This window comes from Methylobacterium sp. JK268 (genome assembly GCF_054052225.1).
The window spans coordinates 14,411-28,775 of record NZ_JBSVZN010000015.1 but is presented as its reverse complement, the minus strand read 5'-3'; the positions used below and the strand labels follow the sequence as shown (position 1 = coordinate 28,775).

Annotated in this window: 13 protein-coding genes; 8 read left to right on the top strand and 5 right to left on the bottom strand. The window is 71.5% G+C overall.

Annotated features, from left to right (window positions below):
- Nucleotides 1-27: 27 nt before the first annotated feature.
- Nucleotides 28-1,410 (bottom strand): peroxidase family protein, encoded by a 1,383-nt coding sequence (locus tag ACW9J6_RS17655; RefSeq protein WP_457117802.1) that lies wholly within the window; start codon nucleotides 1,408-1,410, stop codon nucleotides 28-30.
- A gap of 504 nt (nucleotides 1,411-1,914) precedes the next feature.
- Between ACW9J6_RS17655 and ACW9J6_RS17650 the strand changes: the two genes are divergently transcribed.
- The 3 genes from ACW9J6_RS17650 to ybgC all read left to right on the top strand — a co-directional run bounded on the left by ACW9J6_RS17650 (nucleotide 1,915) and on the right by ybgC (nucleotide 4,015).
- Nucleotides 1,915-2,373 (top strand): hypothetical protein, encoded by a 459-nt coding sequence (locus ACW9J6_RS17650; RefSeq protein WP_457117801.1) that lies wholly within the window; start codon nucleotides 1,915-1,917, stop codon nucleotides 2,371-2,373.
- 103 nt (nucleotides 2,374-2,476) lie between these two features.
- Nucleotides 2,477-3,520 carry a Holliday junction branch migration DNA helicase RuvB gene (gene ruvB / locus ACW9J6_RS17645; RefSeq protein ID WP_457117800.1) on the top strand — a complete coding sequence of 348 codons (1,044 nt, stop codon included), beginning with the start codon at nucleotides 2,477-2,479 and terminating at the stop codon, nucleotides 3,518-3,520.
- Nucleotides 3,521-3,595: 75 nt separating this feature from the next.
- Nucleotides 3,596-4,015, top strand: a complete 420-nt coding sequence (ybgC, locus tag ACW9J6_RS17640; RefSeq protein WP_457117799.1) for a tol-pal system-associated acyl-CoA thioesterase — start codon at nucleotides 3,596-3,598, stop codon at nucleotides 4,013-4,015.
- Here ybgC and ACW9J6_RS17635 read toward each other — a convergent pair whose 3' ends face one another.
- Nucleotides 4,016-4,867 (bottom strand): chorismate mutase, encoded by an 852-nt coding sequence (locus tag ACW9J6_RS17635; protein ID WP_457117798.1) that lies wholly within the window; start codon nucleotides 4,865-4,867, stop codon nucleotides 4,016-4,018.
- Between the two features lie 181 nt (nucleotides 4,868-5,048).
- Between ACW9J6_RS17635 and metX the strand changes: the two genes are divergently transcribed.
- Nucleotides 5,049-6,221 (top strand): homoserine O-acetyltransferase MetX, encoded by a 1,173-nt coding sequence (gene metX, locus ACW9J6_RS17630; protein ID WP_457117797.1) that lies wholly within the window; start codon nucleotides 5,049-5,051, stop codon nucleotides 6,219-6,221.
- Nucleotides 6,218-6,880 carry a methionine biosynthesis protein MetW gene (gene metW, locus ACW9J6_RS17625; RefSeq protein WP_457117796.1) on the top strand — a complete coding sequence of 221 codons (663 nt, stop codon included), beginning with the start codon at nucleotides 6,218-6,220 and terminating at the stop codon, nucleotides 6,878-6,880. Before metX ends, metW begins: the two co-directional genes overlap by 4 nt.
- 7 nt (nucleotides 6,881-6,887) lie before the next feature.
- Here the strand turns inward: metW and ACW9J6_RS17620 are convergent, their stop codons facing one another.
- A complete protein-coding gene (locus ACW9J6_RS17620; RefSeq protein ID WP_457117795.1) occupies nucleotides 6,888-7,478 on the bottom strand; it encodes a DUF2239 family protein in 591 nt (196 codons plus the stop codon).
- Between the two features lie 84 nt (nucleotides 7,479-7,562).
- On the opposite strand from ACW9J6_RS17620, the gene ACW9J6_RS17615 reads away from it, so the two are divergent.
- Both ACW9J6_RS17615 and ACW9J6_RS17610 read left to right on the top strand, forming a co-directional pair.
- Nucleotides 7,563-8,978 (top strand): DHA2 family efflux MFS transporter permease subunit, encoded by a 1,416-nt coding sequence (locus ACW9J6_RS17615; protein ID WP_457117794.1) that lies wholly within the window; start codon nucleotides 7,563-7,565, stop codon nucleotides 8,976-8,978.
- 162 nt (nucleotides 8,979-9,140) lie between these two features.
- Nucleotides 9,141-9,464: a hypothetical protein gene (locus ACW9J6_RS17610; RefSeq protein ID WP_457117793.1), complete on the top strand. Its 324-nt coding sequence runs from the start codon at nucleotides 9,141-9,143 to the stop codon at nucleotides 9,462-9,464.
- Nucleotides 9,465-10,179: 715 nt separating this feature from the next.
- Here the strand turns inward: ACW9J6_RS17610 and gshB are convergent.
- A complete protein-coding gene (gene gshB / locus ACW9J6_RS17605) occupies nucleotides 10,180-11,142 on the bottom strand; it encodes a glutathione synthase (RefSeq protein WP_457117792.1) in 963 nt (320 codons plus the stop codon).
- A gap of 156 nt (nucleotides 11,143-11,298) precedes the next feature.
- Nucleotides 11,299-11,784 carry a YcgN family cysteine cluster protein gene (locus ACW9J6_RS17600; protein WP_457117791.1) on the bottom strand — a complete coding sequence of 162 codons (486 nt, stop codon included), beginning with the start codon at nucleotides 11,782-11,784 and terminating at the stop codon, nucleotides 11,299-11,301.
- Nucleotides 11,785-12,124: 340 nt separating this feature from the next.
- Between ACW9J6_RS17600 and ACW9J6_RS17595 the strand changes: the two genes are divergently transcribed.
- Nucleotides 12,125-14,356 carry a transglycosylase domain-containing protein gene (locus ACW9J6_RS17595; RefSeq protein ID WP_457117790.1) on the top strand — a complete coding sequence of 744 codons (2,232 nt, stop codon included), beginning with the start codon at nucleotides 12,125-12,127 and terminating at the stop codon, nucleotides 14,354-14,356.
- Nucleotides 14,357-14,365: the final 9 nt, after the last annotated feature.

Genomic DNA, 14,365 nt, shown 5'->3' with positions numbered 1-14,365 from the left:
GGCGGCGGCGTCGGCCGCCGTCGCCGGTCACGGCACCGGGCGGCCGGGGGCCGACATCCCGATCCCGGCATCGTCCCGCCCGGTGTTGCGCCGCACCAGCTCGCGCAGGGAGACGGGCTCCCGCAGGAGATCGAGCCCCCAGGGCGTGAAGGTCTCGGCGGTGCCGGCCGATTCGGCCACGAGCGGGTTCGCGCGGCTCTGCGAGCGGATCTCCGCGACGATCATCCGCCGCGCGAGGGCCGGGAGCGGCGCCCCCTCATCGAGCGGTTCGGCGACCAGACCCGGGTAGAGTTCCACCCGATCGGCATCGCCGTAGAGGTCGGCGAGCAGGCCGGCCACCGCCGGGTCGGGATTGATCTCCGCGATGCTGCGCGCCGGGGCGAGGCCGTAAGCCACCCGGTAGCGGTTGTAGGGCGCGAGGCGGGCGGCGCGGCCGAGCGCCAGGAGGCGGTCGTCCTCCGCCTGGAGCGCCGGGGCGGTGTTGAGGGGACCGGGCTCCGCGGCGGGCTCGGCCGAGGCCGCCGCGAGGGCGGCGTGCAGCCCGACATCGAGCAGCGGCGCATTGTCGAGACCGAGCGCGCCGACCGGGATCCGGCCGCGCCCCCGCCAGCCGATGCTCTCGGGGAGCAGCCCGTGCCAGCGACAGGCGAGGCCGAGCACCACCGCCGTCGCGCCGACCGGGCCCGGGACCCGGTCGGGCGGCAGGTCCGCCACCGGGCCGGCCGCCGGCGGCGCGAGGTGGCCCAGGAACTCCCCGGCCGCCAGCCTCGCGAAGGACGCGACCAGGATCCTGCGCGCGGTCTGGAAGACGCGCTCGTCGTCGAAGTCCGGGTTGCGCCGCTCCACCTCCCCGGCGACGCGGTTGTGCTCGCGCATCAGCAGGGTGTTGATCATGGCCGTCAGGGGCGTGGCGTTCGCCCAGCGTCCCCCGAAGGCGAACAGCGTCTCCATCTGGTCGTCGAGCGGCGGGGCCGCGCCCGGCGGCCACCGCGCGGGCCGATCGAGCGCCGCGAAGGCCGGATCCCGGAGCCGCCCGGCCCCGTCGTACAGGAAGGGGGCGTATTCCTCGCCGTTGAAGACCTGGCTGCGCAGTCGCCCGCGCCAGCCCCGCGCACCGTCCGACAGGCGCAGGGACGCGGTCTGCGCGGGCGTGCGACCGTAGAGGGCCCGGAGGTCGAGCCCGGGGGCCTGCGGGCCGGGGCGGCGCAGGCAATCCGTCAGGTACTGCCCGAAGGCCGGGACCAGGCAGGTCGAGGTCCGCGAGCGGCGCGGCGCCTCGTCGGGCGGCGAGAACAGGCGCCGCACCCGCGCGACCTCCGGCAGGACGATTCCGCTCGCGGACGCCGCGACCTTTGCCTCGATCCCGGCCGCGATCCTGGCCGCGACCTCCTCCGGCAGCCCGCCCGCCATCGGGGCTCTCCTTCCGGCGCCGCAGCGGCGCCTCCTGGAGCGAAGTCTGCACGGCCACAGGACTGTCACAGCCCCAAGGGCATGCCCCTCGCCTTGACCAAAATAACAAATTTCCCAGAGAATTATTCCTGATTTGACCTTATACCGATCTCAGCCGTAAGTCCATACGGCACCGGATTCCCTTCGCGTGGCGCCGTCCGTGCGATCGCCCGCACCGCATCGCGCCTCACTCCGGATGACAACGTCAATTCCCATCCACCTGACGCGCCCGCTTATGTGATAAGAGAGACCAGAGATATTAGCTGTCAGGCCACAATTTTGGATTTTTTCATGGGTAATATATCCCATTAATATCGTGATTACGTTGATCTTAGAATGATATTTTAGTTTTCAGCTCGATCAAATTTGCTTAAATCTCACCGCTTAGCATTGGGGTCTTGGGTAGGGCGGCGTGGTAAGGCTCTTGGCGCTGAGGTTCACTCCCATGACGAGGCGGACGCGGTGATGGCGAACCTGGTGACCGAGCAGACGTTACGCCCGAGCAGCGAACCGGTTCGCCGCCGCTTCGCGTGGCTGGCCCGGCGGGAGTTCTGGAGCGTCCTCGCGCTGATCGGCGGGACCATCGCGGTCGCCGATCTCGGCCCGCGGGTCTGGATGGTGGCGGCGCGCACCGTCGGGGTCCCCTACTGCCTGAAGTACTCGGACGTCTACCTCTACCAGGGCGGGGCCTTCCAGCGCCGCGGCGACGACTGGCTCGATTCCCCCGTCTACAGCAACCTGCACGTCTCGCGCTACGAGGAGATCGGACGGAATTCCGAGTTCATCTACCTGCAGAACGCCGCCTCGCGCAGCAACAGCAAGGTCAACCAGATCGTGATCCGCCTACCGGTCTGCGGCGGCATCGCGCAGGTCACGATCTCGGATTCGCCGAGCTGGATCGACGCGCAGCCGGTCTGGCACTGAGCGCGTGGCGCGATCGGTCGCGTTGTGCCGGTCGCCGGGATGATTACATCCGGGAGATGATGCGCCCGACCTGCGGCGCGGCGCCGCCCCGTCCGAGCCCCCCTTGAACCAGCCCAGACCTCTCCTGACCCCCGAGCGCCGCGCGGACGACATCGACGCCTCGATCCGCCCCCTCAGCCTCGCCGACTTCACCGGCCAGCGGGCGGCCCGCGCCAATCTTCAGGTCTTCATCGAATCGGCCCGCCGCACCGGCCAGGCCCTCGACCACGTGCTCTTCGTCGGCCCGCCCGGCCTCGGCAAGACCACGCTCGCGCAGATCGTCGCCCGCGAGCTCGGCGTGAATTTCCGCTCCACGTCGGGGCCCGTGATCGCCAAGGCCGGCGACCTCGCGGCGCAGCTCACCAACCTGGAGGAGCGCGACGTCCTCTTCATCGACGAGATCCACCGCCTCAACCCCGCCGTGGAGGAGATCCTCTACCCGGCGATGGAGGATTTCCAGCTCGACCTGATCATCGGCGAGGGACCGGCCGCCCGCTCCGTCAAGATCGAGCTCGCGAAGTTCACGCTGGTGGCCGCCACCACCCGGGCGGGGCTGCTCACCACGCCGCTGCGCGACCGGTTCGGGATCCCGATCCGGCTCGAATTCTACGAGATCGACGAACTGGAGGCGATCGTCACCCGGGGCGCCCGCGTGCTGGGCATCGGCATGTCGCCCGACGGCGCCAACGAGATCGCCAAGCGCGCCCGCGGCACGCCGCGCATCGCCGGGCGGCTGCTGCGGCGGGTGCGCGACTTCGCGATCGTCGAGGAGGCGCCGACCGTGACGCGCGCCATCGCCGACCGGGCGCTGCGCCTCCTCGACGTCGATCCGGCCGGGCTCGACACCATGGACCGCAAGTACCTCGGCGTGATCGCGCATTCCTTCGGCGGCGGTCCGGTCGGGGTGGAAACGATCGCCGCCGCGCTCTCGGAGCCGCGGGACGCGATCGAGGAGATCATCGAGCCCTTCCTGATCCAGAAGGGCTTCGTGCAGCGCACGCCGCGGGGGCGGGTGCTGACGCCCCACGCCTTCCGGCATCTCGGCCTGCCCGAGCCCTCCCGCGATCCGGGCGTCCAGTTCGGCCTGTTCGGCGCCGAGGATGAGTGAGCCTCTGCGCGGGCACCCCGGCCCGACCCGCCGGGTGCCGCCCGGGATCGTCGACCGCGAACCGGCGGAGGCCGCGTGACCCCGCACCGCCTGACGATCCGCGTCTACTACGAGGACACGGACTTCTCCGGCCTCGTCTACCACGCGAGCTACCTGCGCTTCCTGGAGCGCGGGCGGACCGAGCTGCTGCGGGCGGCCGGCATCGACCAGTCGGTGCTGCATGAGGGCGGGGACGGGCTGTTCTTCGCGGTGCGCCGGATGCTGATCGACTGGCTGATCCCGGCCCGGATGGACGACATCCTCACGGTCGAGACCCGCACCGCGCAGGTGCGTGGCGCCTCGATCCTGGTGGCCCAGCGCATCCTGCGGGGCGAGACGGTGCTGATGACCGCGGAGGTGCGCGTCGCCGCCCTGATCGGCGGCCGGCCGGCGCGGCTGCCGGACGGGCTGCGGGCAATCCTGGAAGGATCGCCGGAGATCCCGCCGGGGGCGTGATCAGGCCCGCGTTCCCCCCACCCGGAACCGCGCCGCGTGGCTGCCGACCTCGTCGAGCCGCGCGGGCGGGGCACCCGCCTCCGCCAGCGCGGCCCGCAGGGTCTCGGGCGCGACCGCGCCGGGCAGCGCGAGGAGCTGGCTGAGCCCCCCGCGCAAACCCGCGCTCGCCACGACCTCGGCGCCGAGTTCCGCCAGGATTCCCTCCGCGGCCTCCCGCCAGCGCTCGAACCGGGCCGCGTAGAGCACCCAGTCGCGCTGGGCCGCGCTCGGATCGTCGAGGGGGCGGGCGATCACGAAGACCGGCGTGCCGGCCGGGTGGGAGGGCCGCTCGATGAAGGGCAGCCGCGCGATCACCTTCGGGCGCCCCTCCCCGGCCAGTCCCTCCCACCACGCGCCCGCGGTGACGCCCTGGTCGAGGCGGAAGATGCCGAGGTCGCCGCGGGACTCCGCCACCGCGGCGATCACCGCCTTGGCGCTCGGATGCGGCCGGTAGGGCACCGTGAAGCCGAAGTGGAACCGGGCGGAATCGCGCATCGGCGCGTCGCCCCCCGACACGTCCGCGTGGACCGCGAAGGGAGCCTGGACATAGGTGAAGGTCGCGATGATCACCCGCCAGATCCCCTCCACCGTGTCGAGGGGCAGGAGGCCGCCGTGGCGCTCGGCGATGGTCCGCATCATCGAGGCCTCCCGGCCCGGTCGGAAGGCCGAGCCCGAGGCGCCCGTCCGCTTCACCGCGATCAGCCGGTCGATGATGCGCCCGCGCTCCATCAGGAGGTCGTGCATGGCCGCGTCGATGCGGTCGATCTCGGCGCGCAGGGCCGCGAGGTCGGCGGTCGGGACAGGCTGAGTCATGGGGATATCGGGGAGCGGGAGAAACGGTTTCCCTCTTACGACCGCCCCGCCCCCACCGTCACCCTCGATTGACGGCCGGGCGGGAAGGTCCTAACTCCTGGCGTCCGGTGAAACGAATTTTCCGGCCGCTTTACCGTCCGCGGCCGGACGCTCCGGACAGCCCAGGAAGGCCCCGCGCGACATGGCCACTCCCGCCCTGAGACCCGGACCGGAGACGCCCTCCCAGGCGCTCGACCCGACGAGCCCCGTCGCCCTGTTCGGCCCGGACGAGCCGCTGGCGATGGATGCCGGGACGGCGCTGGCCCCCTGGCAGATCGCCTACCAGACCGTGGGCCATCTCAACGCGGCGCGCAGCAACGCGGTGCTGGTCTGCCACGCGCTGACGGGCGACCAGCACGTGGCGAGCCGCCATCCGGTCACCGGTAAGCCCGGCTGGTGGGAGACCATGGTGGGGCCGGGCAAGCCGGTCGACACCGACCGCTACTTCGTGATCTGCGCCAACGTGGTCGGCTCCTGCATGGGCACCACCGGGCCGGCCTCGCTCAACCCGGCGAACGGCCATCCCTACGGGCTCGACTTCCCGCTCGTCACCATCCGGGACATGGTGCGGGGCCAGGCCATGCTCCTCGACCGGCTCGGCATCCCCGACCTCTTCCTGTGCATCGGCGGCTCGATGGGCGGCATGCAGGTGCTGCAATGGGCGGCGAGCTACCCCGAGCGGGTCTTCGCCGCGATGCCGATCGCCACCGGCGCTCGCCACTCGGCGCAGAACATCGCCTTCCACGAGGTCGGCCGCCAGGCCGTGATGGCGGATCCCGCCTGGCACGCGGGGCGCTACCTCGACGTAGGCACGCGCCCCTCCAAGGGGCTCGCGGTGGCCCGCATGGGCGCGCACATCACCTACCTGTCGGAGCCGGCCCTGCACCGCAAGTTCGGCCGCCGCTTCCAGGACCGGGACGCGCCGACCTTCTCGTTCGACGCCGACTTCCAGATCGAGAGCTACCTGCGCCACCAGGGCATCAGCTTCGTCGAGCGCTTCGACGCCAACGCCTACCTCTACCTCACCCGGGCGATGGACTATTTCGACCTCGCGGCCGACCACGGCGGCGTGCTGGCGAACGCCTTCCGAGAGACGCCGACGCGGTTCTGCGTGATGTCCTTCACCTCCGACTGGCTGTTTCCCTCCTCCGACTCGCGGGCGATCGTGCACGCGCTCAACGCGGCGGCGGCCCGGGTCGCCTTCGTGGAGGTGGAGAGCGACAAGGGCCACGACGCCTTCCTGCTCGACGAGCCGGCGATGTTCTCGGCCGCCCGCGGTTTCATCGCGGCCGCCGCCCGGGAGCGCGGCCTGTGAGCGCGACCGCCGCTCCCCTCGCCCCGGCGGGCCTGCCGGAGGAGCCCGGCCTCGCCGCGGCGCGGGCCGACCACCGGGTGGTGCTCGGCCTCGTCGAGGCGGGGGCGCGCGTCCTCGACGTCGGCTGCGGCGACGGCTCGCTGCTCGCGCTGCTGCGCGACCGCCGCGGGATCGACGGGCGCGGGATCGAATTGTCGCGCGAGGGCGTGAACGCCTGCCTCGCCCGGGGGCTGCCCGTCATCCAGGGGGACGCCGACACCGACCTCGCCGACTACCCGGACGACGCCTTCGACTACGTCATCCTCTCGCAGACCATCCAGGCGACCCGCCAGCCGAAGGTCGTGCTGGAGCACCTGCTGCGCATCGGCCGGCGGGCGATCGTGTCCTTCCCGAATTTCGGGCATTGGCGCATCCGCACCGAGCTCCTGGTGCGCGGGCGCATGCCGGTGACCGAGTACCTGCCCGACAGCTGGTACGAGACCCCGAACATCCACCACTGCACCATCCGCGACTTCGTCGGCCTGTGCCACCTCGTGGGGGCCCGGATCGAGCGCGCCTCGGCCCTCGACGCGTCCGGCGAGCCGATGCGCTTCGCCCTGCCGTGGTGGATCTGGAACCTCGTCGGCGCGCAGGGGGTGTTCCTGCTGCGCCGGGGGTGAGGCGGGTTCAGCCCGGAACCGCCTGGTCCGGGACCGCGTCCGCCCGGAACGCGGGCGCGGCGAGCGCCCGGGCGTGGTCGCGCAGGGCCTCCGGCCAGGGCTCGGACAGGGCCCGGAAGCGCGCGCCGTCGCCCGCGTAGAGCGCGCGGGCCGCCTCCTCGTAGCCCGGCGCGTCGCCGAGCATCGCCCCCATGAAGCGGTCGGCCGCCTCCTGGGCGCGGCGCGTCGCGGCGCGGTCGCCCCCGACGGCCCGGGCGGCGTCCACCAGCCGGCGCAGCGTCACCGAGGCGCCGCCCGGCTGAGCCGCGAGCCACTCCCAGTGCCGCGGCAGCAGCGTGACCTCCCGCGCCACCACCCCGAGCTTCGGACGGCCCGCCGCGCGCGGCGCCTCCGCGGGCCGCAGGCGGGCCGCGATCTCGGCGTCGCTACCGCGCAGGTCGAAATCGACCGCCCGTCCGGTCTCGTCCTCGAAGACGTGAACCGGAACACCCCCTTCCTCGGCGAGCGCGGCCTTGACGGCGAGGGCCACCTCCCAAGCTGCTCCCGCAGCCAGCCGGCGCTCCCCCCGGAACGCCGTGCAGGTCCCGTGCTTCTCCATCGCGACAACTCCCTTCGCGCGGTGTATTACCCGGGCGATATTCCTCCGTCAATATCACCCGGATAAAAAGGAGTCCCGAACCCGATGCGCCCCGCCCGGATCGTTCCGCTGGTCGTCGCGACGGCCCTGTTCATGGAGAACACCGACGCGACCGTGATCGCCACCTCCCTGCCGGCGATCGCGGCCGACCTGCACGAGGATCCGATCGCCCTGAAGCTCGCGCTCACCGCCTACCTCGTGAGCCTCGCGATCTTCATCCCGGTGAGCGGGTGGATGGCGGACCGGTTCGGGGCGCGCTCGGTGTTCCGCTGGGCGCTGGCGGTGTTCATGGCCGGGTCGCTCGCCTGCGCGGCGTCCGATTCGCTCGCGTGGTTCGTGGCCGCGCGCTTCCTGCAGGGAATGGGCGGGGCCATGATGGTACCGGTCGGGCGGCTGGTGCTGCTGCGCAGCGTGCCGAAGGCGGAACTCGTCCAGGCGCTCGCGACGCTCACCATCCCGGCCCTGGTCGGCCCGGTGATCGGACCGCCGCTCGGCGGCCTCATCACCACGACCCTGCACTGGCGCTGGATCTTCTTCATCAACCTGCCGATCGGGTTCGCCGGCATCCTGCTCGCCACCCGCTTCTTCGCGGACCTGCGCGAGGCCGAGCGGCCGCCCCTCGACGGCCTGGGCTTCGTGCTGTCGGGGGCCGGGCTCGCGAGCCTGATGCTCGGCCTCGCCTCGGGCGGGCGCCACCTGCTGCCGCCGGCCGTGTCCTGGGGCTGCATCGGGGCCGGGATCGTGCTGCTCGCGCTCTATCACCGGCATTCCCGCCGGGTTGCACATCCGCTGATCCGCCTCGACCTCCTGCGCTACCCGACGTTTCGGGCAGCGGTCACCGGCGGGAGCCTGTTCCGGATCGGCACGGGGGCGATCCCTTTCCTGCTGCCCCTGATGCTGCAGCTCGGCTTCGGCCTCGATCCGCTGCATTCGGGCCTGCTCACCTTCGCGGCGGCGGCCGGCGCGCTGTTCATGAAGACGCTCGCGGCGCGGATCCTGCGGGCGCTGGGCTTCCGCACGGTGCTCACGGTCAACGCCCTGGTCGCCGCCGCCCTGCTCGCGGCCATCGGCCTGTTCTCGGCCACGACCCCGCACGCGGTCATCATCGCGGTGCTCCTCGTCGGCGGCTGCTTCCGGTCGCTGCAATTCACCGCCGTGAACGCCATCGCGTACGCGGACGTGGACCCGCGCGACATGAGCGCGGCGACGAGCCTCGCCAGCGTCGCCCAGCAGCTCTCGCTGAGCGTCGGGGTCGCCTTCGGGGCCTTCGCGCTGGAGAGCGCCGCGGCGTGGCACGGCCGCAGCGCCGTCCGGGCGGAGGATTTCTGGCCGGCCTTCCTGGCGGTGGCTCTGCTGTCGGGCCTCTCGACCCTCTCCTTCGCGCGCCTGTCCCCGTCCGCGGGCGCCGAGGTGTCGGGCCACCGCCGGATCGAGGCGCGCCCGACCGCCGATGCGACCTGATCGGACCGGTCGCGCCCTGGTGATCGGTGCGCCGGCGCCTTCAGGCTCCGTTCAGTCGCCGCCTTGTAGAGAATGAGCATGACGCTGGGGATCCGCCGACGTCGTCGCGGGTTTCCTCAGGGGAATCCTGTTCGTCTTCGCTCACACACGAGGGGATCTGCCATGAAGCGCATCGCTTCCGCCTGTGTGGCCGCCGTGACCCTGGCGGCCGTGACCTCCGCGAGCGTCTCGCCGGCCGAGGCGCGCTGGCGGGCCGGACCGGCCATCGCGCTCGGCGCGATCGGCGGGCTCGCCCTCGGCAGCGCCATCGCGGCGGGCTCGCGGCCCTACTACGCGGCCCCGGCCTACGGCTACACGCCCGTCTACGGCGGCTACGGGTACGGCTACGCCCCGGCCTACGAGGCGTCGGACTGCTACACCGTGCGCCGCCGGGTCGTGGACGAGTTCGGCGACGTCTACATCCGCCGCGTGCGCGTCTGCGACTGAGGACGGCCGGACCCTCCCCCCTCTGCGGCACGGCTGTCCGGGGACAATCGGATGCACCTCTCCCCTCTCCCGAGTGGGAGAGCGGCCGGGGGATCGAAGATCCCGCGAGAGGGTGGCTTGGGTTCAGCAAGTGATCTGAACCGTCAAGCTGCCAGCGGTAGAGTTGTGTCTTCTTGCTGAAACGTCCGGCCCTCACCCCTACCCCTCTCCCACTCGGGCTAGCGTGTTCACACTTCGCCTATCGGCATGAAAAAGCTCTTCTTTCGCAGTCGCTTGAACGGAACTGAGGAGACCCGCGGGATCCCCTCTCCCGTGCGGGAGAGGGGTAGGGGTGAGGGTCCCGGACTGTGCCGTCATCAAGCGAAGACGGTCGTGCTGGCAGCGGGACACTTCAGAATACTTGCTGAACCACCTGGACCCTCACCCCTGCCCCTCTCCCGCACGGGAGAGGGGTTCCCCGCGCCACACCCGGGAACCGTCGTGTGTCAGCGTAAGTATCCGCCATGTCTGTATTTTTACGTTCTGTGAATCCGCAAGCCCACTCGGGAGAGGGGATCCCGCGCGTCATGGACTGGTGTGGTTTGTTGTTGAATTCGCACATTCCGGAGATCAGGGCGCGTTCTGAACGGCCTTATCTTTCCCGGACACCGTGGTGCATCCGCGGGGGAGGATTGAACCACCTCACCCGCGATGACGCTACAGCGACCGATCGCCCCTAAGGCACCGAAGCCGCCCGGTTCGCCACCTTCGCCTCGATCGCGTCCCAGACCGCCACCGCGAGATCGGGGCCGCCCAGGCGCTTGATCGCCCGGATCCCGGTCGGCGAGGTGACGTTGATCTCGGTCAGGTGGCCGTCAATCACGTCGATCCCGACCAGGATCAGCCCGCGCCGCCGCAGCTCCGGACCGATCGCCGCGCATATCTCGCGCTCGCGGTCCGTCAGCGCGGTCGCCCCGCCGGTCCCGCCCCGCACCATGTTCGAGCGGATGTCGTTCTGGGCCGGAACCCGGTTCACGGCGCCGAGCGGTTCGCCGTCCACCAGGATGATGCGCTTGTCGCCCTCCGAGATCTTCGGCAGGAAGCGCTGGATCACCCAGGGCTCCCGGAAGGTTTGCGCGAACAGGTCGAAGATCGAGCCGAAATTCGGATCGTCCGGCGTGACCCGCAGCACCGCGGCGCCGCCATGGCCGTGGAGCGGCTTCATCACCACGGTGCCGTGCTCGGCCCGGAACGCCTCGATCTCCAGCCGGTCGCGGGAGATCAGCGTCGGCGGCATCAGCTCCGGGAAATGCGTGACGAACAGCTTCTCGGGAGCGTTGCGCACCTCGGCGGGATCGTTGACCACCAGCGTCGCCGGGTGGATCCGCTCCAGCAGGTGCGTCGCCGTGATGTAGCCCATGTCGAAGGGCGGGTCCTGGCGCATCAGCACCACGTCCACGCCCGCGAGGTCGACCCGCTCCGGCGGGCCGAGGTCCGCATGCGCGCCCTCGACGTCCTGTACCCGCAGCGCCTCGACCCGGGCCGTGACGCGTCCGTCGCGCATCGAGAGCCGGTCGGGCGTGGTGTGCAGCAGGCGGTGCCCGCGGGCCTGCGCTTCGAGGAGCAGCGCGAAGGTGGTGTCGCCCGCGATGCGGATGCTCTGGATCGGGTCCATCTGGACCGCGACGGTCAAGGCCATGGAAAGGCGCCTCCGATCGGCCGCGTTATCGGGCGTGCCCGCCCTCCTGGCAACGGCCAACGAAAAAACGCCCCGCTCCGGGGAGCGGGGCGCAAGACAAGGGAGGAAACGTCATGGTGACGCGGCCATCGATGCAAGCCGCGCGCCAGATTGCCCTCACCGCCCCGGATCCTCGGCGGGCCAGGTCACGATCCGGTCGAGCAACTCGTCGGTCTCGAACTCCTCCTCGGTGCCGCTGACCTTGCCGCGCACCGAGATGCCGGCCTCGTGCACCGTCGCGCGGCTGCCGGAGACGAGCGGGTGCCACCAGGGCAGGTCGCCGCCCTCCTTGACGATCCGATAGGCGCAGGTGGGCGGCAGCCAGGGCAGGCCGCGCACCGCCTCGGGCGTCAGGCGCACGCAATCGGGCACGCGCTGCTGGCGCCGGGCGTAGTCGCGGCAGCGGCAGGCCCCCATGTCGAGGAGCGTGCAGGCGACGTCCGTGTGGTGGATCTCGCCCGTATCCTCGTCCTCGAGCTTGAGGAGGCAGCAGCGCCCGCAGCCGTCGCAGAGGCTCTCCCATTCCTGCGGGGTCATGGCCTCCAGGCTCTTCTCGCGCCAGAACGGCGAGGCGGGCCGGGCGACCTTCGTGCGGGCGGCCAAGGCGGAATCCTTCGTGAGCGCGCAACTTGGATGCGCGCGGGTGGGATGGACACGGGAGAGGTCTTCCCTGTGCCGCAGGCCGACGGCGCGCACAAGGGCGCCGGACGCGACACCGGCCCTGCGCCCGGCGCGCGGCGGATCCCGCCTGCGCAGTCCTGCGACCTCGCGTCCCGGGCTGCCGGGCGCCATATCGGGCAGAACGGATCCGCGGGACCGCGGCGGCGTTGCCGTTCCGAGCGAGCGGAGCCGTTCGCCGCAACCCGGCCTCGCGGACCGCGCCGAGATCCGATACACCAGACCGCCCGGTCCTGGCCGGCCGGCTTGCCCAAGGATGTGACGCGTGCCGCTGAACAGGCTTTCCTCGCTCTGGACGCGCCTCAACCGCGCCGCCTTGAGCTTCGACGCCTGGGTGAATGCGGGCCTCTACGAGGGCGGCACCGGCCTCGGCGAGAGCTACACCCGCTTCTCCGAGGCGATGCGGCGGCGCTTCGCGGTGCGGGGCGTCAAGCGCGTGCTCCTCGACCTGTCGAGCGAGGCGGTGACGCTCTCCCTGGGCGGCGCTCTCGTGATGGTGACGCTCGCCCAGCCCGCCTTCAACCAGACGAGCGAGAACTGGCTCAAGGCGCAGGACCTCGCCGTGACCTTCCTCGACCGCTACGGGACCGAGGTCGGACGGCGCGGCATCAAGCACGACGATTCCCTGCGCCTCGACGAGTTCCCGGACACGCTGATCAAGGCCCTGATCTCCACCGAGGACCGGCGCTTCTACGACCATCTCGGCATCGACCCGATCGGGACGCTGCGCGCCGTGACGGTGAACGCCCGCGGCGGCGGCCACGTCCAGGGCGGCTCCTCCCTCACGCAGCAGCTCGCCAAGAACCTGTTCCTGACCAACGAGCGCACCCTCCAGCGCAAGATCAACGAGGCCTTCCTGGCCCTCTGGCTGGAATGGCACCTGACGAAGAACGAGATCCTCAAGCTCTACCTCGACCGCGCCTATATGGGCGGCGGCACCTTCGGCGCCGCGGCCGCCGCCGACTATTATTTCGGCAAGAATCTCAAGGACATCTCGCTGGCCGAATCGGCCATGCTGGCCGGCCTGTTCAAGGCGCCGACCAAGTACGCCCCGCACGTGAACCTGCCGGCGGCCCGGGCGCGGGCCGCGGACGTGCTGCACAACATGGTGGAGGCCGGCTACCTGACGGAGGGCCAGATCCAGTCGGCCCTGCGCAACCCGGCGACGCCGGTGACGCGCTCGCGCGACGTCAGCGCCGACTACTACCTCGACTGGGCCTTCGGCGAGGTGAAGCGGCTCGCCGACGAGGGCAAGCTCGGACGCGAGCGGGTGCTCGTCGTCAAGACGCCCCTCGACCTGTCGATCCAGCGGCGGGCCGACCAGGCGGTGGAGAACACCCTGCGGCAGTTCGGCGACGCCTTCGACGTCGACCAGGCCGCCCTCGTGACCATGGACCCGGACGGGGGCGTGCGCGCCATGGTCGGGGGCTCCGATTACGGGCAGAGCCAGTTCAACCGCGCCACCGACGCCCTGCGCCAGCCGGGCTCCTCGTTCAAGCCCTACGTCTACGCCACCGCCCTCTCGACCGGCCTGTGGCGGCCGGAGACCAAGGTGGTGGATTCGCCCGTCTGCATCGGCAATTGGTGCCCGGCGAATTACGGCCGCTCCTTCGCCGGCACGGTGCCGCTGTGGATCGCCGTCGCCAAGTCGATCAACACCATCCCGGTCAAGCTGTCGATCGCCATGGGCAAGGCCATGGGCGAGACGCACGAAGCCCGCGCGGCCAAGCTTGGCCGGGCGAAGATCATCGACACCGCCCACCGCATGGGCATCACCTCGAACCTCGTGGATTCCGTCTCCCTGCCGATCGGATCGGCGGAGGTCACCGTGCTCGACCAGGCCGCCGGCTACGCGGTCTTCGCCAATGGCGGCCGGCGCGCCAAGCCCTACGCGGCGATCGAGATCCGCGCCTCCTCGGGCGAGGTTGTCTACCGCCACGACACCAGCGAGCCGGCTCCCGAGCAGGTGCTCTCGACCCGCGTCGTCGCGGACATGAACTTCATGCTCAACAAGGTCGTTGAGGAGGGCACCGGCCGCAAGGCGCAGGTCGAGGGCGTGAAGACCGCCGGCAAGTCCGGCACCACGAACGCCTATCGCGACGCGTGGTTCTGCGGCTTCACCGGCAACCTCGTGACCGCGGTCTGGTACGGGAACGACGACCACACCTCGACCAAGAACATGACCGGCGGCTCCCTGCCCGCCATGACCTTCCACGAGGTGATGGCGCCGGCCCACCAGGGCATCGAGCTGAAGCCGCTGCCGGGCTTCGAGGGCGACAAGCCCGGGGCGGTCGCGGCCAACAAGGCGCCCGCCCCGACCGCGCCGCCGCCCGGGGCGCCGCCCGGCGCGCTCTCGCGGCGCTCCTTCGAGGTGCTGGGCGGCATCGGCGGCCTGTTCCGGACCGTCGAGCCCGGCCGCTCCGCGCTGCGCGAGGTGCGCACCACCGGCAGCTTCGCGCAGGGCGAGGCCCCGCGGGGCCGGATCGCGACCCCGTGACGCGCGCCC

Coding starts and splice junctions, on each gene's coding strand:
- ACW9J6_RS17610 (WP_457117793.1), top strand. CDS start 9,141: ATGAAGCGCATCGCTTCCGCCTGTGTGGCCGCCGTGACCCTGGCGGCC.
- ACW9J6_RS17635 (WP_457117798.1), bottom strand. CDS start 4,867: ATGACTCAGCCTGTCCCGACCGCCGACCTCGCGGCCCTGCGCGCCGAG.
- ACW9J6_RS17620 (WP_457117795.1), bottom strand. CDS start 7,478: ATGGAGAAGCACGGGACCTGCACGGCGTTCCGGGGGGAGCGCCGGCTG.
- ACW9J6_RS17655 (WP_457117802.1), bottom strand. CDS start 1,410: ATGGCGGGCGGGCTGCCGGAGGAGGTCGCGGCCAGGATCGCGGCCGGG.
- ACW9J6_RS17615 (WP_457117794.1), top strand. CDS start 7,563: ATGCGCCCCGCCCGGATCGTTCCGCTGGTCGTCGCGACGGCCCTGTTC.
- gshB (WP_457117792.1), bottom strand. CDS start 11,142: ATGGCCTTGACCGTCGCGGTCCAGATGGACCCGATCCAGAGCATCCGC.
- ACW9J6_RS17650 (WP_457117801.1), top strand. CDS start 1,915: ATGGCGAACCTGGTGACCGAGCAGACGTTACGCCCGAGCAGCGAACCG.
- metX (WP_457117797.1), top strand. CDS start 5,049: ATGGCCACTCCCGCCCTGAGACCCGGACCGGAGACGCCCTCCCAGGCG.